This window comes from Mycobacterium sp. P2_H7, assembly GCF_056403275.1.
Genome location: NZ_JBFUFU010000005.1, coordinates 529,567 through 549,630, shown reverse-complemented (window position 1 = coordinate 549,630; position 20,064 = coordinate 529,567). Strand labels below are relative to the sequence as shown.

General features: G+C 66.7%; 18 protein-coding genes. 8 read left to right on the top strand and 10 right to left on the bottom strand.

All coding sequences use genetic code 11. From position 1 onward, the window contains the following. Positions 1-5 precede the first annotated feature (5 nt). On the top strand, positions 6-440 hold the full coding sequence (locus AC1DY7_RS08405; protein ID WP_477493181.1) for a VOC family protein: 435 nt from the start codon (positions 6-8) through the stop codon (positions 438-440). 168 nt (positions 441-608) lie between these two features. Here the strand turns inward: AC1DY7_RS08405 and AC1DY7_RS08400 are convergent, their stop codons facing one another. From AC1DY7_RS08400 to fabG, 7 genes are read right to left on the bottom strand one after another with little or no spacing between them, the layout of a single operon-like run. Beyond that, entirely contained in the window at positions 609-1,490 is an 882-nt protein-coding gene (locus AC1DY7_RS08400; protein WP_477493180.1) for an alpha/beta hydrolase, read from the bottom strand. Then, the gene (locus AC1DY7_RS08395; protein WP_477493179.1) at positions 1,487-2,080 is read right to left on the bottom strand and encodes a TetR/AcrR family transcriptional regulator; all 594 of its coding nucleotides are present in this window, start codon (positions 2,078-2,080) and stop codon (positions 1,487-1,489) included. Before AC1DY7_RS08395 ends, AC1DY7_RS08400 begins: the two co-directional genes overlap by 4 nt. After that, positions 2,077-3,402 (bottom strand): flavin-containing monooxygenase, encoded by a 1,326-nt coding sequence (locus AC1DY7_RS08390; RefSeq protein WP_477493178.1) that lies wholly within the window; start codon positions 3,400-3,402, stop codon positions 2,077-2,079. The genes AC1DY7_RS08395 and AC1DY7_RS08390 overlap by 4 nt, the downstream gene beginning before the upstream one ends. 51 nt (positions 3,403-3,453) lie before the next feature. Beyond that, positions 3,454-4,131, bottom strand: a complete 678-nt coding sequence (locus AC1DY7_RS08385) for a GntR family transcriptional regulator (RefSeq protein ID WP_477493177.1) — start codon at positions 4,129-4,131, stop codon at positions 3,454-3,456. Further along, positions 4,115-5,308, bottom strand: a complete 1,194-nt coding sequence (locus tag AC1DY7_RS08380) for an acyl-CoA dehydrogenase family protein (protein ID WP_477493176.1) — start codon at positions 5,306-5,308, stop codon at positions 4,115-4,117. The genes AC1DY7_RS08385 and AC1DY7_RS08380 overlap by 17 nt, the downstream gene beginning before the upstream one ends. After that, positions 5,305-6,519, bottom strand: coding sequence for an acetyl-CoA C-acetyltransferase (locus tag AC1DY7_RS08375; protein WP_477493175.1), 1,215 nt, complete (start codon positions 6,517-6,519; stop codon positions 5,305-5,307). The genes AC1DY7_RS08380 and AC1DY7_RS08375 overlap by 4 nt, the downstream gene beginning before the upstream one ends. Further along, complete coding sequence (gene fabG / locus AC1DY7_RS08370) at positions 6,519-7,259, bottom strand: 3-oxoacyl-ACP reductase FabG (protein WP_477493174.1); 741 nt, start codon at positions 7,257-7,259, stop codon at positions 6,519-6,521. The genes AC1DY7_RS08375 and fabG overlap by 1 nt, the downstream gene beginning before the upstream one ends. 101 nt (positions 7,260-7,360) lie before the next feature. Here fabG and AC1DY7_RS08365 point away from each other — a divergent pair, with 101 nt between their 5' ends. Continuing rightward, positions 7,361-8,542, top strand: a complete 1,182-nt coding sequence (locus AC1DY7_RS08365; RefSeq protein WP_477493173.1) for an acyl-CoA dehydrogenase family protein — start codon at positions 7,361-7,363, stop codon at positions 8,540-8,542. On the opposite strand, the gene AC1DY7_RS08360 is transcribed toward AC1DY7_RS08365, so the two are convergent. Next, positions 8,530-8,985, bottom strand: coding sequence for a MaoC family dehydratase (locus AC1DY7_RS08360; RefSeq protein WP_477493172.1), 456 nt, complete (start codon positions 8,983-8,985; stop codon positions 8,530-8,532). The genes AC1DY7_RS08365 and AC1DY7_RS08360 overlap by 13 nt on opposite strands. Before the next feature lie 400 nt (positions 8,986-9,385). Here AC1DY7_RS08360 and AC1DY7_RS08355 point away from each other — a divergent pair, with 400 nt between their 5' ends. From AC1DY7_RS08355 to AC1DY7_RS08345, 3 genes are read left to right on the top strand one after another with little or no spacing between them, the layout of a single operon-like run. Further along, a complete protein-coding gene (locus tag AC1DY7_RS08355) occupies positions 9,386-10,129 on the top strand; it encodes a hypothetical protein (RefSeq protein WP_477493171.1) in 744 nt (247 codons plus the stop codon). Next, a complete protein-coding gene (locus AC1DY7_RS08350) occupies positions 10,126-12,249 on the top strand; it encodes an Rv1355c family protein (RefSeq protein WP_477493170.1) in 2,124 nt (707 codons plus the stop codon). Before AC1DY7_RS08355 ends, AC1DY7_RS08350 begins: the two co-directional genes overlap by 4 nt. Continuing rightward, the gene (locus tag AC1DY7_RS08345) at positions 12,246-14,120 is read left to right on the top strand and encodes a putative bifunctional diguanylate cyclase/phosphodiesterase (protein WP_477493169.1); all 1,875 of its coding nucleotides are present in this window, start codon (positions 12,246-12,248) and stop codon (positions 14,118-14,120) included. The genes AC1DY7_RS08350 and AC1DY7_RS08345 overlap by 4 nt, the downstream gene beginning before the upstream one ends. Here AC1DY7_RS08345 and AC1DY7_RS08340 read toward each other — a convergent pair. Continuing rightward, positions 14,117-14,833 (bottom strand): FAD-binding protein, encoded by a 717-nt coding sequence (locus AC1DY7_RS08340; RefSeq protein WP_477493168.1) that lies wholly within the window; start codon positions 14,831-14,833, stop codon positions 14,117-14,119. The genes AC1DY7_RS08345 and AC1DY7_RS08340 overlap by 4 nt on opposite strands. Before the next feature lie 425 nt (positions 14,834-15,258). Here AC1DY7_RS08340 and AC1DY7_RS08335 point away from each other — a divergent pair, with 425 nt between their 5' ends. Next, the gene (locus AC1DY7_RS08335; RefSeq protein WP_477493167.1) at positions 15,259-16,491 is read left to right on the top strand and encodes an acyl-CoA dehydrogenase family protein; all 1,233 of its coding nucleotides are present in this window, start codon (positions 15,259-15,261) and stop codon (positions 16,489-16,491) included. After that, the gene (locus AC1DY7_RS08330; RefSeq protein WP_477493166.1) at positions 16,492-17,661 is read left to right on the top strand and encodes an acyl-CoA dehydrogenase family protein; all 1,170 of its coding nucleotides are present in this window, start codon (positions 16,492-16,494) and stop codon (positions 17,659-17,661) included. Between the two features lie 3 nt (positions 17,662-17,664). On the opposite strand, the gene AC1DY7_RS08325 is transcribed toward AC1DY7_RS08330, so the two are convergent. Then, entirely contained in the window at positions 17,665-19,236 is a 1,572-nt protein-coding gene (locus AC1DY7_RS08325) for an FAD-dependent oxidoreductase (protein ID WP_477493165.1), read from the bottom strand. A 180-nt stretch (positions 19,237-19,416) separates the two neighbouring features. On the opposite strand from AC1DY7_RS08325, the gene AC1DY7_RS08320 reads away from it, so the two are divergent. Then, the gene (locus tag AC1DY7_RS08320; protein ID WP_477493164.1) at positions 19,417-20,010 is read left to right on the top strand and encodes a TetR/AcrR family transcriptional regulator; all 594 of its coding nucleotides are present in this window, start codon (positions 19,417-19,419) and stop codon (positions 20,008-20,010) included. The last annotated feature ends 54 nt before the right edge of the window (positions 20,011-20,064 follow it).

The window sequence follows — 20,064 nt, the reverse complement described above, 5'->3', positions numbered from 1 at the left end:
GTGTCATGGATCAGCAGCTCCATTTCGTCACCCTTGCCGCCACCGACCTGGACGCCACCCGCCGCTTCTACGGCGCACTCGGCTGGCAACCGCTTCTCGACGTCGAGGGCGAGATCGTCTTCTACCAGACGGCGCCCGGGCAAGTGCTCGGGTTCTTCCTCGCCGAGAAGTTCAACGCCGACCTCGGGCTGCCCGCCGATGACGATGCCGCCACCGTTTCAGGAATCACCTTGGCGCACAACGTGCCCAGCGCCGAGGACGTCACCCGGGTGGTCGACGCGATGGCCGGCGCCGGTGGCACCGTGCTGAAATCACCGCAGCCCGGCCAATTCGGCGGCGTCTTCCACGCGCACGTCCGTGACCCCAACGGGGCCATCTGGGAGATCGCGCACAATCCGGGGTGGCGGGTCGAGGCCGACGGGACCGTCCGCCTGAGCTGACGGAGTTGACTTGGCGTTGGCGGCGTTGGCTTCTCGCATTTCTCCGCCCCTGCAGCCGAATCAATTCCCCGCGCAACGCTAGTCGATCGCTCAGCACTCAATTCCGACGTTTCGGTGGGAAAAACATGCCTTGGGACACCAAAAACGTCGGAAAGGCGCTGACGACAGTCACACCGTGCGGGCCAGGAACGCCAGCTGGTCGGCCACGGTGCGGTCGAACCAGTCGTTGCCCGGCCACACGTCGAAGTGGTCGCACGGGTAGTGGTGCACCTGGGCGCGGGCCTGCTCGGCCGTCTTGGTCGCCGCGGCCGCCGGCGCGAACCGGTCGAAGTCACCGATCTGCACCAGCACCGGGATCCGCAGTTTGCGCGCCGCGGACCTGGTGCTCATCCGGCCCAATTCCAGCCCCACCGAGGAGTCGATCTCGTTGCGCCATGTCGACCCTGCCATCGCCAGGTAGCTCTCGTAGGCACCCGCGAGGGTCAGCGCGCCGGGTTCGCCGGGGCGCCCGACGATCGGCATGAACGTCGCCGCCCCACCACGGGCGGCCACGACCTTGCTGCGCAGACCGGTCGCGGTCCAGCGCATCGCCGTCAGAACATCATTGGGGCTGCCGATCGCGGTGCGCCCGGCCGCCAGCCCACTGGTCATCGGGGTCAGCGCTATCACCGCAGCGATGTCGGTACGCTCGGCCGCGATACGCAGGACGTGGCAGCCCGACATCGACACACCCCACAACGCCACACGGTCCACGTTGGGGAGTGCGTATGCGGCGTCGACGGCACGGTGATAGTCGGCCAGCTGGCGGTCCAACGAGATCGTCTGACGCGGCTCACCGCCGGAGGCGCCGAAACCGCGGTAATCGAAGGCCAGCACATCGATACCGGCCGCGGCGAACCTTTCGGCGAACGCCTGCAGACCCGAATCCTTGGTGCCGCCGAAACCGTGGGCCATCACGACGGCCGGTCGCGCAGCCGCACCCGATGCTGGGAAATGCCAAGCGCTACAGGCCGTTCCCGCCGAATCGAAGCTGAACTCGCGCATACTCACTCGCTCACTCCGTACACCGTGCTGAGCCACACCGCCGCGGCTCCTTCCGTCAACTCCGCGCGCGACAATGGGCCACCTAGGACGAACCGTTCGATGATCCTGTCGTTGAACTCCAGTAGCACCAGTGCGAGCACCTGTGGGTTCGGCACGGCACGCTGCACGGCGATCAGATCGGCGACGGCCGGCGCGAACGATTCCCGTGCCGAATCCCAGATCTCGCGCACGGCGGCGCTGGAACCCCGAGCCTCCAGCATGGCGCCGAAGACGTGCCGATACCGGTCGCAGGTGTCGAGCAGTCCATCCAGCATGGTGACCACCCGGTCCCGGGGACTGGCCTCACCGGTGACCAACGCGGTGTTGACGGCCTCGATCTCGTCGATGATCCGTTCCATGAGTGCGGCGACGGCGGCGCCCTTGTTCTCGAAGTAGAAGTAGAACGCCGACCGGGACACCCCGGCTTGTTTGGCGATCTCGGCGACGTTGATGGCTTCCAGGCTGGATTCGCGCAACCACTCGTCCAGCGAATCGAGAATGGCTTCGCGTCGCACGTCGCTGCGCACGGCGGGCCTGCGGTCGGTGGGTGATCTCATACTGCCGCAGCCCGTTTCAGTCCGGCGGGCAGCTCCCGCGTCCGCAGATCGTGTTCGTAGACGAAGTAGTCCACCTGCTGGGTGTGCCGGGGCCGGTCGGTGCAGTGCCCCGCGTGCACCTGCTGATCGGCGTCGATCACCCGTTCCATCTCGGCCACGGCCGGAAGGGTGTAGCGCCCGATCGCATACGCGGCCAGCAGCCGGGCCTGGCATTCGACGAACGGGAACAGCGTGGGGATGGCCTGGGCGAAACCCATGAAGACCACGTCGTCGAAGCCGGGCTTGAACATCCTCTTGTAGAGCCGGATCTGGTTGCCGGGCGCGCTGATCAGTTCCGGATCGAAGAACGGGAAGGTGATGTTGTAGCCGGTCGCGTAGACGATGACGTCGAAGTCATCGGAGGTACCGTCCTCGAAATGCACCGTGTCGCCGTCCAGCCGCGCGATGTTGGGTTTCGGGATGACGTCACCGGAACCGAGCCGCAGGGGCAGTTCCACCGACTGCGTGGGATGTGCCTCGAAGAGCTTGTGATTGGGCGCGGGCAGCCCGTATTTCGTGGGGTCGGCCCCCAGCACCGGCGCCAGCACCTGCGCGACCTTGCGTTGCCAGGACAGCGGCAGATGCGGTGAGGTCTTGAAGATCTTGTCCCCCGGTACGCCGGCCAGGAATTTCGGCACGATCCAGGCGCTCGAGCGGGTGGAGAGGGTGACCTTGTTCTGCAGCGTCTTCGAGGACAGTTCGACGGTGATGTCGGCGGCACTGTTTCCGAGACCGACCACCAGGATCCGCTTGCCGGTCAACGACAGCGGCGTCTGCGGGTCGATGTAGTGGTGCGAATGGATCGTCTCGCCGTCGAACGTGCCGGGGAACTCGGCCGACCGTGCGTCCCAGTGATGGCCGTTGCCCACCACCAGCAGATCGAACTCCCGGGTGGTCCCGGCCTGGTCCTCGATCAGCCAGCCGCCGCCCGAGCGCCGCGTGGCCGAGGCCACCGCGTTGTTGAACTCGATGTGTTCCAGCAGTCCGAACGCCGCTGCGTAGGAATCCAGGTAGGCCTTGATCTGCGAATGGTGCGGGAAGGCCGGGTAGTCCTCGGGTATCGGAAAGTCCTTGAAGGACAACCGATGTTTGGAGGTGTCGATGTGCAACGAACGGTACGCGCTGGACAGCCCGTTCGGGTTGCCGAAGGCCCAGTTACCACCGACGCGGTCGGAGATCTCGAAGGTCGTGTACGGGACGCCGTAGTCCTTGAGCATCTTGCCGGCCGTCAGACCACTGATGCCCGCGCCGATGACGGCGGTGCGGGGCTGCGATCGCTGCATGACAGGGACCCTACCAGCCAACTGACACACGTCAACGATTTCTGACACACGTCAGCCGGTGATCACGCCCTGCTCCGTCAGGTGCTCGGTAAGCGGCCCGACGCCGATGGTGAAGTGTTCGGCCATCGCCGCCCGGACCAACTCCGCGTCGCGATGTTCGAGGGCGGCGATCACTTTGCGGTGATCCTTGATGGACTGAGCCGGCCAGCCCTCCAGCGTCGGGAACACCGACTCCGGTGCGTAGCGGGTGACCCCGGACATCACCTGGGTGAGCTTCGGCGAATCGGCGATGACGTTGATCAGCCGGTGGAACTCATGGTTGAGCCGTACCGTGCGATCCAGATCATCGTGTTCGTAAGCCTTTTCCAGATCGCCCTGGATGGCGACGAGCTGCGCCAGCTGCTCATCGGTGATGTTGGCCGCCGCCCGCGCGCCCAGCTCACCGCCGACGTAGGCCTGCACGTTGGCCACATCGGCGATGTCGCGGGCGGTGACCTCCAGCACCATGAACCCCCGCCGCGGATGCTGCACCAGCAGCCCCTCCGCCCGCAGGTTCAGCAGGGCCTCCCGTACCGGCGTGACGCTGATCCCGAGATCGGCGGCCAGCTGTTCCAGCCGCAGATAGTTCCCCGCGGCATAGGTGCCGTGAAAGATGCGGCGCCGCACCACCCGTGCCACGTCGTCGGAGAGTTGCGGGCGGACCGCGAAGGAATCAGATGCGGTACTCATCGAGCAGATTCTTGCTGATGATGGTCTTCTGGATCTCGCTGGTGCCCTCGCCGATCAACAGGAACGGCGCATCCCGCATGAGCCGCTCGATCTCGTACTCCTTGGAATAGCCGTAGCCACCGTGGATCCGGAAACTCTGCTGGGTGACTTCCGAACAGAACTCGCTGGCAAGGTATTTCGCCATCCCGGCGGCCACGTCATTGCGCTCGCCGGAGTCCTTGAGTCGCGCCGCGTTGACCATCATCAGATGCGCGGCCTCCACCTTGGTCGCCATCTCGGCCAGCTGGAACGCGATCGCCTGGTGCTCGGCGATGGGCTTACCGAAGGTGGCCCGCTGCTGGGCGTAGCGCGCCGCCAGCTCGAACGCCCGGATCCCCACACCGCAGGCGCGCGCCGAGACGTTGACCCGCCCGACCTCGATGCCGTCCATCATCTGGAAGAAGCCCTGACCGGGTGCGGCGCCCAGCACGTCGTCGTCGGAGGCTACGTACCCGTCGAAGATGAGCTCGGTGGTATCGATCCCCTTGTAGCCCATCTTGTCGATCTTGCCCGGAATGGTCAGACCGGGCTTCACCTCACCGAACCCGGCGGGCTTCTCGATCAGGAACGCCGTCAGGTTGCGATGCGGCTTGGCCGCTCCCTCATCGGTTTTCACCAACGCCGCCACCAGCGTCGAGCTGCCGCCGTTGGTCAGCCACATCTTCTGCCCGCTGATGGTGTAGCCGCCGTCTGCGTTGCGCACCCCCTTGGTGCGGATCGCAGCGACATCGGAACCCAATTCGGGTTCGGACATCGAGAACGCACCGCGCACCTCGCCGGTGGCCATCCGCGGCAGGTACCGCTGCTTCTGCTCGTCGGTGCCGTGCTGGCGCAGCATGTAGGCGACGATGAAGTGGGTGTTGATCACCCCGGACACGCTCATCCAGCCACGGGCCAGTTCCTCCACGCACAACGCGTAGGTCAGCAGCGACTCCCCCAGGCCGCCGTACTCCTCGGGGATCATCAGCCCGAACAGGCCCATCTCGCGCATGCCGTCGACGATGGCCTGTGGGTAGGTGTCCGAATGCTCCAATTCCTGGGCGTTCGGAATGACCTCTTTGTCGACGAACTGCCTTACGGTGGAGACGATTTCGGCTTGAATCTCGGTGAGGCCGAGGGTCTGGGCCAAGCGGGTCATGATGCGATCCGTTCGAATACGGCGGCCAGTCCCTGGCCGCCTCCGATACACATGGTTTCCAGCCCGTAGCGGGCGCCGCGGACGTCCAGTTCGCGTGCCAGCGTGGCGAGCATCCGGCCGCCGGTGGCGCTCACCGGATGCCCGAGCGAGATCCCGGATCCGCGGACGTTGGTGCGCTCCAGGTCGGCCTCGGTGAACTTCCATTCCTTGAGCACGGCCAGTGCTTGCGCGGCGAAGGCCTCGTTGAGCTCGATGATGTCGATCTGCGACAGACTCAGCCCGGCGTTACGCAGGGCCACTTCGGTGGCAGGTACCGGGCCGATGCCCATCACCTTGGGCGCAACTCCGGCCAGACCCCAGGACACCAGCCGGACGAGGGGTTTGAGGCCGAGTTCGGCAGCGCGCTCGGCGGTGGTGACGATGCACATCGAGGCCGCGTCGTTCTGGCCGCTGGAGTTGCCCGCGGTGACGGTCGCCTCCGGGTCGGTCTTGCCGAGGACGGGACGCAGCTTGCCCAGTGCCTCCACCGAGGTGTCCGCGCGCGGATGTTCGTCGGTGTCGATGACCTGATCCCCGGATCTGGAGGCCACCGTGACCGGGATGATCTCCTCGGCCAGCACCCCACTGGCCTGTGCGGCGACGGCCTTGCGATGCGAGCGCACCGCCAGCTCGTCCTGCTCGGTGCGCGAGATGCCGTACTCACGGCGCAGGTTCTCGGCGGTCTCCAGCATGCCGCCCGGTACCGGGTAGTTCTTACCCCCGGCAGTGGTGCGGCCGCGGGCGAGACCGTCGTGCACGGTGATGCCGCCCCGGGAGCCGCCCCACCGCATGTCGGTGGAGTGGAAGGCCACGTTGCTCATCGACTCGGCCCCGCCGGCGACGACGAGATCGTTTGCGCCACTGCCGACTTGCAGGCAGGCCTGGATGACGGACTGCAGGCCCGACCCGCAGCGGCGGTCGAGCTGCATGCCGGGCACCGTGATCGGCAGTCCGGCGTCCAGCGCGACCACCCGGCCGATCGCCGGGGCCTCCGCCGACGGATAGCAGTGACCGAGAATGACGTCCTGCACGGCGTCGACAGGAACGCCTGTGCGCCCCAGCAGACCACGCAGCGCCGCGACACCCAGATCGACGGCGGTGAGTGAGGCGAACATGCCGCCATAGCGGCCGATCGGGGTGCGGACCGGTTCGCAGATGACCACGTCACCCATCAAATGTGCCGTCCGCCGGTCACTTCGAGCACGCAGCCCGTCATGTAGGACGACATGTCCGAGGCCAGGAAGGCAGCCACCGACGCCACCTCACTGGGTTCCGCGGCGCGGGCCATCGGGATCTCGGCCAGCTTCTGATCCCAGATGCGTTGCGGCATGGCCTCGGTCATGGCGGACCGGATCAGTCCGGGCTGGATTGCGTTGATGCGCACACCGAGGTGGGCGACCTCCTTGGCCGCCGCCTTGGTGAGCCCGACGATCCCTGCCTTGGCCGCCGAGTAGTTCGTCTGGCCGATCAGACCCACCTTGCCCGAGATGGACGAGATGTTGATGATCGCACCGCTTTTCGCCTCACGCATGATGTTGGCGGCCAGCCGGGTGCCGTTCCAGCAGCCCTTCAGGTGGACGTCGATGACCTGGTCGAACTGTTCCTCGGTCATCTTGCGCATGGTCGCGTCCCGGGTGATCCCGGCGTTGTTCACCATGATGTCCAGGCTGCCGAAGGTGTCGACCGCGGCGGTGACCAGAGCCTGCACATCGGCGGCCGAGGTGACGTCGGCACGCACCGCGTGTGCGACACCGGCGCCGCCGAGTTGGGCGACTGCCGCCTCGGTCGCTTCGGGATTGAGGTCGCCGAGCACCACGCGCGCTCCTTCGGCGATGAATCGTTCCGCGATCGCGAATCCGATCCCCTGGGCACCACCGGTGATCACCGCGGTGCGACCGTCAAGCAGGGCCATGGTGCCCGCTCCCTTCCTCTGCTTTTGTTGGACTCAACATAAAATATGATATTTGTTGCTTCAAGTCCGTGTTCCCCCGGGTAGCAGTCGAGGAGATCCCCATGACGTCAGCCGTCACCAGCGAGGTCAGCGAGAAGGACTTCGCCGACATCCTCGCCGCCACCCGGCAGTTCATCCGCACCCAGGTGGTGCCGAGGGAATTGGAGATCATGGCTGCCGACAAGGTGCCCGACGACATCCGCGACCAGGCCAAGGCCCTCGGCCTGTTCGGCTACGCCATTCCCCAGGAATGGGGCGGGCTGGGGCTGAACCTGGCCCAGGACGTCGAGTTGGCAATGGAGTTCGGCTACACAAGCCTGGCGTTGCGTTCGATGTTCGGCACCAACAACGGTATCGCCGGACAGGTGCTCGTCGGCTTCGGTACCGACGAACAGAAGACCCGTTGGCTCGAAGGCATCGCCTCCGGCGATGTGGTCGCATCGTTCGCCCTGACCGAACCGGGCGCGGGGTCGAACCCGGCCGGATTGCGCACCAAAGCCGTTCGAGATCAAGATGATTGGGTGATCAACGGCCAGAAGCGGTTCATCACCAATGCGCCGACGGCGAATCTGTTCGTGGTGTTCGCCAGGACCCGCCCCGCCGATGCCGACGGTGCGGGCATCGCGGTGTTCCTGATTCCCGCCGACACACCGGGTGTGGTGATCGGGGCCAAGGACGCCAAGATGGGCCAGGAGGGCGCGTGGACCGCCGACGTCAGCTTCGACGATGTGCGCGTCGGCAACGACACTCTCGTCGGCGGCAGTGAGGACATCGGGTATCGGGCCGCCATGACGTCGCTGGCCCGCGGTCGGGTGCATATCGCCGCACTGGCGGTGGGTTCGGCAGCGCGCGCGCTCGATGAGTCCGTCACCTACGCCGCCACCGCCACCCAGGGCGGCACGGCGATCGGCGATTTCCAGCTGGTGCAGGCGATGATCGCCGACCAGCAGACCGGCGTGATGGCCGGCCGGGCACTGGTCCGCGACGCGGCTCGGCAGTGGGTATCGGGCGAAGACCGGCGTATCGCGCCGTCCGCGGCGAAGCTGTACTGCACCGAGATGGCCGGGCAGGTCGCCGACCTTGCGGTTCAAATCCACGGCGGCAGTGGATATATGCGTGAAGTTGCGGTCGAGCGCATCTATCGCGAGGTGCGCTTGTTGCGCCTGTACGAGGGCACCAGCGAGATCCAGCGACTCATCATCGGTGGCGCCCTCGTCAAGGCGGCCAAGCGTCAGGCGATATAGCGCACGATCGACTCGACCACCGCGGCGGGCTTGGCCGATCCCTCGATCTCGATGGTGATGGTGACCGTCGACTGTGCGGTCCCTTCGGCAGGCTCCGCCACATCGGTCAGCACTCCACGCGCCCGGATCTTCGCGCCCACCTTCACCGGGGTGATGAAGCGCACCTTGTTGTATCCGTAGTTGACCGCCAGCTTCACACCCTCGACACCATAGAGCTGATGCGAGAAATGCGGCAGCAGCGACAGTGTCAGCAGTCCGTGGGCGATCGCCCCCCCGAACGGCCCGCCGGCGGCCCGCTCCGGATCGACGTGAATCCACTGATGATCCTCGGTGGCATCGGCGAACAGATTCACCCGGTCCTGGGTGATCTCCAACCATTCGGTGGGACCGAGTTCGGTGCCTGCGCCTGCCACCAGATCGGCGAGATCCTTGAAGACTTTCACTTTTTCTCCTCTCGAGTAACGCTTCATACATAGCCTCTTAGGAGGACGGTCCCGTCACCGGGTCCGAAGCGCGTTCTTGTGGACTTCGGCCAGACCCGGCAATGTGGGCCTCTCAGCGGGCGATCAGCGTCGTGAGCCCAGACAATAATTGACACCGTGCAAAATTTTTGCCGTAGCCTATCGTTGGCGCTCATTATTTGACGCCAAACATAATAAACGTGCTCGAGTGAGTCATTGCTGTTCAATCACGGTTTTCCCGCCAGCAAATGGTTGGCATTTTCGGTCAAAAGATTCCTCTGGAATAACCCCTGGATATGGCGATACTTAATCGACCTATTTGAAAACGCATGAAAGCGCACGCCATCGCAGAAGCGATGCCGGCTACTCGATCGGGGTTCAGATGAGCACTTCCTTGGCCGAGGCGACACCGGCACCGGGCACCGCGGGGACCGCGCAATGGTGGGACGAAGGTGCCGCCTGCACGCTCGTCGTAAGTACACCCGGAGCCGAACCGGAGCTCTGGGATGACTTCATCGATGGCGCCATGTCCAGCTACCGCGAGCACGGGGCCGAACGTGCGATCGACGAAGACGTCCTGCGCGACCCGGCCATGACGTCACTGTTCCTGGCCGCGATCGACTCCACCGGCGCGGTGGTGGGTGGCGTTCGCGCCCAGGGGCCCTACGGCGACGTCGAGCAGTCCCACGCGGTCGTGGAATGGGACGGCCAGTCCGGGCTGATCGCCGTGCGCAAGATGATCGGCGACCGCATCCCGTTCGGCGTCGTCGAGATCAAGACGGCCTGGACGGGCAAGCATGACCGGGGCCGCCATCTGACCGCTGCGCTGGCCCGGATGCCGTTGCATGCCACCGCGGTCCTGGGCGCCAAGTTCGCCATGGCGACGGCCGCCGCCCATGTACTGGACCGCTGGCGGTCCACCGGCGGTATCGTCGCCTCGCGCATACCCGCGACGCCCTACCCCGATGCCAGGTACCAGACGAAGATGATGTGGTGGGACCGTGCCGAATTCGCCCGCTCAGCAGAACCACACCAGATATCGACGATCTTGGCCGAATCACGAATCCTCTTGCCCCTCATGATCGATCTGGACGCCGACGACTCCGCCGCGGGGAGCGACGCGTGACGGAGACCGGCAACGCGATCATCTTGTCCGATGCCGACGCCGGCCATTCCGAACTGCTGTGGCAACTACGCGCCCGGCCGGACATCGAATTCATCGACAACTTGGCGGGGCAACGGACGGCGCTGGGCAAGGTCACACCCGCAGCGGCAGAGGACATCCTCGCCGAATCACCCCAGTGGATCTATATCCCGTGGCGTCGATCGGTGCTGGCGATGCTCGGGCCGCGGGGGTTCCGGCGACTCCGGCTGGACCGCAACCGCAATCTGATCACCCTCGACGAGCAGCACCGGCTCCAGGAGCTCCGCATCGGTGTCGTCGGACTCAGTGTCGGTCACGTGATCGCGCACACACTTGCCGCCCAGGGCATCTGCGGTGAACTGCGGTTGACCGACTTCGACGATCTCGAGCTCAGCAATCTCAATCGGGTACCGGCGACATTGTTCGACGAAGGTCACAACAAAGCGGTCGTGGCCGCGCGCCGGATCGCCGAGTTGGACCCGTATCTCCCGGTGCGGGCCGACACGTCGGGAGTCACCGCGGAGACGATCGACTCGTTCCTCGACGGTCTGGACATCGTGGTCGAGGTCTGCGATTCGCTGGATACCAAGGTGCTCCTGCGCGAAGCCGCGCGGGCACGCCGCATTCCGGTGTTGATGGCCACCAGCGATCGTGGTCTGGTCGACGTCGAGCGATTCGACCTCGATCCCACCCGCCCGATTCTGCACGGGCTGCTCGGCGACGTGGAAACCGCTGGGCTGGCGGGCCTCACCAGCGCCGACAAAGTGCCCCATGTGCTCGGCATCCTGGACGCCGGCCAGTTGTCGGCGCGGATGGCGGCGTCGCTGTGCGAGGTCGGCGAGACATTGTCGACCTGGCCACAATTGGCAGGTGAGGTGACGCTCGGCGCTTCGCTGATCGCCGAGGCGGTGCGGCGTATCGGCCTGGGCGAGCCGCTGCCGTCCGGGCGGGTGCGCATCGACATCGGGGCGGAACTGGTCCGGTCCACCGATCCCTATTCGGCACAGCACGTTTCCTCCGACGACGTCGCCACCGCCGACGAACGGTGCGAGGTCACCTCCGTGACCGCCGCCATGGCCGCAGCGGCCACCCGCGCCCCGTCCGGGGGCAACGCGCAGCCGTGGCAGATCGAGACGGCTGCGGCCTCGTTGACGCTGCGGATCGACCCGGCCCGGACCACCATGATGGATGTCGAATTCCGGGGCAGCGCCGTCGCCTTGGGGGCTGCGGTGTTCAATGCTCGGGTGGCCGCGGCGACGCACGGCCACGGCACCGACGTGACATTGACCACAGATGCCGACGACTCACCGCTGGAAGCCGTCGTAACCCTTTCCGGGGCCGCCGATCCCAATATGGCCGTATTGTACGAGCCGATGCTCGAACGGGCGACCAACCGGCACCAAGGTGCCGGCACCGAGATCCCCGCAGAGCTCGCAGAACTGTTGCGGGCCACCGTGTCCCGTTTCGGCGCCCGGTTGCACCTGCTCACATCGCGAAGTGAGATCGAATCGGGGGCATCGGTTCTCGCCGCAGCGGACCGGCTCCGCTATCTCACCCCGCGGTTGCACGCGGAGATGTTCGCCGAACTATGGTGGCCCGGTGATCCCGCGCCGGAGTACGGGATCGACGTTCGCGGCCTGGAATTGCCACCGGCAGATCTCGCAGTGCTCGACGTGCTGCGCCGCCCGGAAGTGATGGCGCACCTGGCCAGCTGGGACGCCGGCGGCGTGCTCGGCAGCGATACCCGCGATCGCGTCGTCGCCGGGTCGGCCCTGGCGGTCGTTTCAATCGCGGGACACACGCTTTCGGACTACGCACGCGCCGGCGAGGCGGTCGAGGCGCTCTGGATCGCCGCCCAGCTGCACGGTCTGGCGGTACAGCCCGTCTCCCCGGCCTTCCTCTACGCCCACGAAGACAACGAACTGGTCTCCTTGACGCCGACATTCCCCGGCGAACTGCGTTCCCTGCAATACACTTTCCGCAAGCTGATCGGCGCCGGTCCGCAGGAGGCACAGGCTTTGGTGTTGCGATTCACCCAAGCCCCGCCTCCCTCGGTTCGGAGCCGCCGTCAGTGTCCACCCCGCCAAACCGTGTCGCCGTGACGGTGACGCCCGGACCAGAGGTAGAGGTGCCGCCGCCAAGTCTGGAGCTACTCGTCACCGCGGTTGCCACTCGTCTCATAGCAGTCGACGCCGCCACCGCAGCCTCGGTCAGCCGGCAGGTCCTTGCCGAGCTGGTCGAATACTTCGATGTCGACTTCAGCTTCCTGCGGCACAACGATCACACGATCCATGCGACCCGCCTGATCGCCGAGTGGCCTGCCAGACCCGCGAGCGAAGGACCCGATCCGCTGGCGCTCGTCTACTTCGCCGATGCCGACCCGGTGTTCAAGCTCGCCGAATCACTCAAGGCGCCGGAAGTATTCGACCCCAACACCACGGTGGACTACCAGCGCACCATCGAGACCGGCCGGCACATCCCGACCACGTCGATGGCCTGCGTACCGCTGCTGTCGGGCGAAGTGACCACCGGCGTTCTCGGCTTCGTCAAGGTCGGTGTGCGGCAATGGAGTGGCGACGAGCTCAACGCCCTCATGGCGATCGCCTCGCTGTTCGCACAGGTGCAGGCCAGGGTCGCCGCCGAGGACCGGCTGCGGTTCCTCGCCGAGCACGACGACCTCACCGGACTGCACAACCGTCGGGCGCTGACCGCACACCTGGACGCGCGGTTGCGCGCCAGGCGACCGGGCCCGGTGGCCGCACTGTTCCTGGATCTCGACCGGCTCAAGGCGATCAACGACTACCTCGGCCACACCGCCGGGGACCGGTTCATCCGGGTGCTCGCCGAGCGACTGGCCGCGACGGTGGGCCCCGCGATGATCGCCCGCCTCGGCGGTGACGAGTTCGTGGTGGTGCCCGAGACCCCGATGACCACGGTGGAGGCCGAGGAGCTCGCCTTCCGGCTGCAGGCCGTGCTCGGCGAACGTGTGCCGATCGACGGCGAAATGCTCACCCGCACCGTCAGCATCGGCGTGGCACTCGGCATTCCGGGACGGGACACCAGCTCGGATCTGCTCCGCCGTGCCGATCAGGCGGTACTCAACGCGAAGAGCAACGGCGGTAACCAGGTCGCGGTGTTCTCCGACACGATGGAGCTGGAGAACGAGTTCCGCAACGACATCGAACTGCACCTGCAGAACGTCGTCGAGACCGGTGCGCTGTTCCTGCGCTATCTGCCGGAGATCGACATGCGCACCGGAAAGATCCTCGGCGCCGAGGCACTGGTGCGGTGGCAGCATCCGACGCGCGGTTTGCTCGCTCCGGACTCGTTCATCGGCGTGGCCGAATCCATCAACCTGGCGGGCGAACTCGGTCGCTGGGTGATGCGCACCGCGTGCGCGGATTTCGCACGGTGGCAGGAAAACGGTGTCGGACAGGACACGGTGCTGCGGATCAACGTCTCACCGGTGCAGCTGGTCGCCGACGGGTTCGTCGAATCGGTCGCGGGCATCCTGCACGAATTCGGCCTCGAGCGCAGCTCGGTGTGTCTGGAGATCACCGAGAGCGTCGTCGTCCAGGACATCGATACGGCGCGCATCACGCTGGCCGGCTTGCGTGACGTCGGAGTGCAGGTGGCCATCGACGATTTCGGCACCGGCTACAGCGTTCTGTCGTTGTTGAAGTCCCTGCCGGTGGATGCGCTCAAGATCGACAAGAGCTTCGTACAGGAACTCGGCGCCAGCCCGGGTGACCTGGCCATCGTGCGCGCCATCATCGCGCTCGCCGAGGCGTTCGGGCTCGAACTGATCGCCGAAGGTGTGGAGACGGATTCGGCGGCGGTGACGCTGCTGCGGCACGGCTGCCACCGCGCACAGGGATTCCTGCTCTCGCGGCCGATCTCCAGCGAGGCCATGGAGGCACTCCTGCGCAAACGCCGCGTCGCGGTGGATTTCTCGACGGGCCTGCGCCCTTAGTCCGGAGCGTCCTCGGTGTGCACCTGCTCCAGTCGCACGAACCGGCTACCCGCCAGCCCGACGAGCGCGAGTTCGCCGCCGGCAGGCACCGGTGCCCTGGGCACCGGGCCGGTCGGCGCCAGCGCCACTCCGTGCGTGGCCTGCACCGCCCAATCGCCCTCGGGGGTGTCGAACACCGCGCCGATCACCCGGCCGTCTTCGAACACCAAGCGCTGCAACGTCGCGTCGTCGAGCACGGAGATCTCGCGCTGACGCACCGCCTCGGCCATCCAGTCGTCGAGTGCACATCCGTCGGGAGCACCGATCGGGGCCACCCCCACCGAGAGGCCGTTGGCTGTGCGCCTCGTGGCAGGCCAGTGGTCCACCGTCGTCACCACCGCGCCGAACGGCGAGGCCAGGCAGGCACCCGCCCAGACGGGCAGCCGGGAACCAACGAACGTCTCCACGACCGGCTTGCGGGTCCGCTGCCGGGGTGGGGTGTGCAGGGTGCGGACAACCAGGTCGGACGTGGTGGGGGCGGTAGGTGAGATCACCCCGGTGGCGAGCGCGGCCAGATACTCGTCGGTGCCCGGGTCACCGCTGACGGAGAGCCAGCCGAGCCCGGCGTCCTGCGCCTGCGCGCCGTCGGCCCGCGGTGGGGTGGCGATCAGGACATGCAGCCCGGCATCCGCGGTCGCCGCCGCGTAGGCCAGGCCGCCCGGACCGGCGCCCACCGAAATGACTGCAACATCGTCGTCCCACATAGCTCGTTAGTGACCTCACCATTGCTCAAGCGCGAATCGCCGCGTACACCGTGTGGCTTTGAGCAACAGTGGCGATGTGTTCAGGCAGCCCCGCAAATCGAGGCCCCCCACAGTATTAACACTCGTGAAAGTAATCAAACGAGACGACGACCGTCTGGCGCCAGCACACTTTCGCAAAGTGGAGCCGCGGTCCACGCGAGGGATCGAGGGGGTTTGCCAGCATGGACCGCGGCAACCAGATGAAGATAGCACCCGCGCCGCCCGACGAGCGGTCCGAAACCGCGCAGATCCACCGTGGCGACGACCACATCACGTGCGATTCGCCCCCTTGGCTCGCAGCCGCGAGCAGCCAGTTATATTACGTAGTTAGATAGCCGAGGGAGAGGCGAGGACATATGGACCTGAGTTGGTCAGAGGTGGATTCCGCCTTCCGGGACGAGGTGCGCGAGTTCCTCGCGGCCCGGCTCACCCCCGAACTGCAGCGTGCGGGCCGGCTGATGACCAGCGTGTACAGCGATCACGAGGCCAGCATGGAGTGGCAGCGAATCCTGCACGAGCGCGGTTGGGCGGCGCCCGCGTGGCCGGTGGAGCACGGCGGCTGTGACTGGACCCTGACCCAGCACTACATCTTCAGCAGGGAATCTCAGTTGGCCGGGGCCCCCTCGTTGTCCCCGATGGGCATTCGCATGGTCGCCCACGCCATCGTCAAGTTCGGCACCCCGGAGCAGAAGGACTTCTTCCTCCCCCGCATCCTCACCGGCGAGGTGTTCTTCTGCCAGGGCTACTCCGAGCCCGAGGCCGGTTCGGATCTGGCGGCGCTGACCATGGCCGCCGCCCACGACGGCGATGACCTGGTCTGCACCGGCAGCAAGATCTGGACCACCCACGCCACCGAAGCCAATTGGATGTTCGCCCTGGTGCGCACCTCGCGCAGCGGCAAGAAGCAGCAGGGCATCACCTTCGTCCTCATCGACATGGCCACCCCCGGAATCCAGATCCGCCCCCTGGTGATGACCTCTGGGGAAGAGGTGCAGAACCAGGTGTTCTTCGACGAGGTCCGCGTCCCGAAAACCAATGTCATCGGGCAGATCGACGACGGCTGGACCGTCGCGAAGTACCTGCTGGAATTCGAGCGCGGTGGCGGCGCCACCGCCCCCGCGCTGCAGGTGATGGCCGAGGAGGTCGCCGCCGCGGCCGCCACCCAGCCCGGCCCGGCGGGTGGTCTGCTGATCGACGACCCCTCCTTCGCCCGCAAGCTCGCCGACGCCCGGATCCGCACCGAGGTGCTGGAGATCCTGGAGTACCGGGTGCTGGCGGCGCTGGCCGGCGGGGGTCACCCAGGCGCGGCGTCGTCGATGCTCAAGGTCATCTCGACCGAACTGAGCCAGGCGCTGACCGAACTGGCCATGGAAGCCGCCGGCCCGCGCGGTCGCGCCTACCAGCCGCACGCCACCTGCCCGGGCGGGCCGATCGCGGATTTCATCGTGCCCGAGGACGGCTACCTCAGCGGCGAACCGTGGCAGGCGGTCGCGCCGTTGCGTTACCTCAACGACCGGGCCGGCTCAATCTATGCCGGTAGCAACGAGATTCAGCGCAATATCCTCGCCAAAGCGGAGTTGGGACTGTAAATGGACTTCAGACTGACCGGTGAACAGGAACTGCTGCGCGACGGCCTGACCAAATTCTTGGCGACGCGCTATCAGCTGGAATCCAGCCGCGCGGCCGCCAAGACCGGGGCCGGCTGGCAGCCCGAGATCTGGCGCGCGTTCGCCGATGAACTCGGCATCCTCGGCGCGGCACTGCCCGAGGAGGTCGGCGGGATCGGTGGCGGCCCTGTGGAAGTCATGGTGATCGCCGAGGCTCTCGGGCAGGCACTGGTGGTCGAGCCCTATGTCGACACCGCGGTGGTGGCGGGCGGACTGTTGGTGCGTGCGGCCCGGGCGAGCGAAGCGACGGGGGATAAAACCCGGGCGAGCGAAGCGACGGGGAATGAAACCAGCGCAAGCGAGCTATTGGAGAGACTCGTGGCGGGTGCGGCCGTCGTCGCGCTGGCCGCTGCCGAGGCGCAGTCCGGCGAACGCTGGCAGGACGTGGCCACCACCGCGCGCCGCGACGGTGACGACTGGCTGCTCGACGGCGCCAAGATCATGGCGCTCAACGCCCGACTCGCCAGTCACCTGCTCGTCACCGCGACGACATCGGCCGGCCTGTCACTGTTCCTCGTCGATGTGACGGACCCCCCCGCCGGACTCGTCGTGCACGGATACCGCACGGTCGATGACCGCTGGGCCGCCGACATCGAGTTCGACGGAGTGCGGGCGACGCTGCTGGGCGAGGACGGCGCGGCCTGGCCGTCGCTGGCACAGGCCCGCGACGAGGGCGCGGCGGCGGTGTGCGCGGAAGCCGTCGGCAACATGCGCAAGGTTCTGGCCGACACCGTCGAATACAGCAAGCAGCGCCAGCAGTTCGGCACCCCGATCGGCAGCTTCCAGGCGCTGCAGCACCGCATGGTCGACATGCACATGGAGCTCGAACAATCGGTGGCCGCAGTGTATCTGGCCGTGCTGAACCTGGAGGCCGACGCCGACCAGCGGTCCCGGGCCGTCTCGGCCGCCAAGGCCACCGTGGGCCGCGCGGCACGGTTCATCGGGCAGAACGCGGTGCAGCTGCACGGCGGCATGGGCATGACCGAGGAGCTCGCCATCGGTCACTACTTCAAGCGACTGACGGCCGTGCAGTACGAGTTCGGCTCCACCGACCACCATCTGGCGCGCTACGCGGAACTCACCAGATCCTGAGTATCACCCCAGGGCCGCGGCACGCATGTCCTCGATGGCGATGAACTTCACCCGGGGACGTGCTGCCGCGGCGCCGCGGTCACGTTCGGCACCATCGATGGCCCGCCAGCCCGACCAATCGAGGTGCCGGATCCCGCGTTCTTCCAGGAGCTTTCGCAGTTCCTCGGAGCTCTCGAGATCACGCTGCAGGACGCCGTCGACATGGTCCTGCCACAGTGCATCGACGGTTTGCACGGCGCAGGTTCGGTTGGTGCCGATCACGCCCCGTGGGCCACGCTTGATCCAGCCCGTGACGTAGCTGCCCGCAGCGCCGACAACCCGGCCGTCCTCGTTGGGCACCACGCCGGCGGACTCGTCGAAGGGCAACCCGTCGACCGGGGCCCCGTGATAGCCGATGGAGCGCAGGATCAGTCCTGTCGTCAGCGTGTCGGGTTCCCCGCCACGGCTCACCCGCAGCGCCTGCACGGCGTCGTCGCCGACGATCTCCTCCGGAGTGGTGTTGAACCGGAACACGATCCGCTTGTTACCGGGAGTCATCTCCCTCTGCGCGTACTCCCGGGCGATGTCCGTCTTGAGCACCGCACCGAGATCGGCCTCGTCCACCGGAGCCTGCAGATCGCCGTCGATGATGACATCGACCCCGTCGAGATGGCCGAGGGCGATGAACTCACCCACCGAGAATGCGGCGTCGGCGATGCCGCGCCGCCCCAGAATCACGACCTCCTGGATCAGGCTGTCGCGCAACGCCTCCAGTGCGTGTTGGGCGATATCGGTACCCGCGAGTGCGTCCTGACCCATCAGCAGCATCCGTGCGGCGTCCAGCGCGACATTGCCGTTGCCGACAATGACGGCCCGTTCGGTGTCCAGGTCGAAGGCACGCCCGGCGTGATCGGGGTGGCCGTTGTACCACCCGACGAAATCGGCCGCGGGATGACTGCCGGGCAGATCCTCACCGGGGATTCCGAGCGCGCGACTGGTCGCGGCGCCCACGGCATAGATGACGGCGTGGTGGTGGGTCAGCAGATCGTCGTGCGTGAGATCACGGCCGATCTCGACAGCGAGATGACAACCGAACCGGCGGTTGGTGAAGACCCGTTCGAAGATGCTCACCACCGATTTCGTGTGCTGATGATCGGGCGCCACGCCGGCCCGGATGAGACCGAACGGGGTGGGCAGTCGTTCGAAGAGATTCACCTCGACGCCGTCGATGTCGATAAGTTCGGCCGCGGCGTAGCAGGCGGCCGGACCCGCACCCACGATCGCGACCCGCAGCGCGCCGGCGGCCACGGCCGCGCGGGTGGGGCGCTGTGCGGCGGTGTCCGGCTCGAGGGGGTGGCGCTCGAAGTAGGCGGCGTTGATCTCGCGGAAGCGCTCCTGTCCGGGCGGCAGGTCCTCTTCGTAGTGGATCGCATCAACGGGGCACTCGTCGAAGCAGGCGCCGCAGTCGATGCAGGCCTCCGGATCGATGTAGAGCATGTCGGTGTCATCACCGGCCACCGGCCGGATGCAGTCGACCGGGCACACCGGCACACAACTGGCGTCCTTGCAGCAGTTCTGTGTGATCACGTAACTCATGGTCTCCCCCTCGGCCTGCTCCGAAATTACTGGACACTTGTCTGGAAACTGTAGCCGTCGCGGATGCCAGGCACATTTCGACTCCGTCGGGAAATGGCCTACCGGAAGCGAAAGGCCATGTGGAGTCGGGTTTCAGTCCACTCGATTGCCAATCACTCGGGCGCCCTCTATCCTGGACACATGTCCAGCCCAGCGGTGGCTGATGTCACCTATTTGCAGGATCACGCACAGAATCCGGTTGTCCGGATCAAGCAGACGCACCGGCAGGTGTTCGGTGCCGCGGCCGCCATCCTCGATGCCCGCGCCGAACTGTCCCTCACCGAGGTGGCCGCCCGGGCCCGCATCACCCCATCGGCTGTGTTCGCGCACTTTCCGTCCGTCGACGCGATGTTCGCCGAGCTGTACCTCACCCGGGTCCACGAACTCCCACTCGACATCGATCCCGACGCCGGGATCCGAACCAGGGTGGGCACGCAACTGCGCGCCATCACCCTGGTACTGGCCGACGAACCCCTGCTCGCCTCGGCGTGTGCGCGTGCCCTGCTGCGTGACGACGACGACGCCGTCGCCGCGGTCCGTGCCCGAGTCGCCGCCGAGGTGCACCGGCGCACCGCCGCTGCCCTGGGGATGGGCGCATGGCCGGAGGTCATGGACACCCTGGAGACGATGTTCTGGGGCGCGCTGCTCCAAGTGCAGTCCCGCGTCATGAGCTACCACCAGATGGCGGACCGGCTCGACACCATGTTGTCGCTGTTGCTGCCCGACAGCGACTGACACCAGCCCGATCACCGCTGCGGACGGTCGCCGCCTCGGACACAATGCAGCGCA

What these genes read in the sequence shown, in the direction of transcription:
- AC1DY7_RS08405 (WP_477493181.1), top strand. Translation starts at nt 6, where the DNA reads ATGGATCAGCAGCTCCATTTCGTCACCCTTGCCGCCACCGACCTGGAC.
- AC1DY7_RS08395 (WP_477493179.1), bottom strand. Translation starts at nt 2,080, where the DNA reads ATGAGATCACCCACCGACCGCAGGCCCGCCGTGCGCAGCGACGTGCGA.
- AC1DY7_RS08390 (WP_477493178.1), bottom strand. Translation starts at nt 3,402, where the DNA reads ATGCAGCGATCGCAGCCCCGCACCGCCGTCATCGGCGCGGGCATCAGT.
- AC1DY7_RS08385 (WP_477493177.1), bottom strand. Translation starts at nt 4,131, where the DNA reads ATGAGTACCGCATCTGATTCCTTCGCGGTCCGCCCGCAACTCTCCGAC.
- AC1DY7_RS08380 (WP_477493176.1), bottom strand. Translation starts at nt 5,308, where the DNA reads ATGACCCGCTTGGCCCAGACCCTCGGCCTCACCGAGATTCAAGCCGAA.
- AC1DY7_RS08375 (WP_477493175.1), bottom strand. Translation starts at nt 6,519, where the DNA reads ATGGGTGACGTGGTCATCTGCGAACCGGTCCGCACCCCGATCGGCCGC.
- fabG (WP_477493174.1), bottom strand. Translation starts at nt 7,259, where the DNA reads ATGGCCCTGCTTGACGGTCGCACCGCGGTGATCACCGGTGGTGCCCAG.
- AC1DY7_RS08365 (WP_477493173.1), top strand. Translation starts at nt 7,361, where the DNA reads ATGACGTCAGCCGTCACCAGCGAGGTCAGCGAGAAGGACTTCGCCGAC.
- AC1DY7_RS08355 (WP_477493171.1), top strand. Translation starts at nt 9,386, where the DNA reads ATGAGCACTTCCTTGGCCGAGGCGACACCGGCACCGGGCACCGCGGGG.
- AC1DY7_RS08335 (WP_477493167.1), top strand. Translation starts at nt 15,259, where the DNA reads ATGGACCTGAGTTGGTCAGAGGTGGATTCCGCCTTCCGGGACGAGGTG.
- AC1DY7_RS08330 (WP_477493166.1), top strand. Translation starts at nt 16,492, where the DNA reads ATGGACTTCAGACTGACCGGTGAACAGGAACTGCTGCGCGACGGCCTG.
- AC1DY7_RS08325 (WP_477493165.1), bottom strand. Translation starts at nt 19,236, where the DNA reads ATGAGTTACGTGATCACACAGAACTGCTGCAAGGACGCCAGTTGTGTG.
- AC1DY7_RS08320 (WP_477493164.1), top strand. Translation starts at nt 19,417, where the DNA reads ATGTCCAGCCCAGCGGTGGCTGATGTCACCTATTTGCAGGATCACGCA.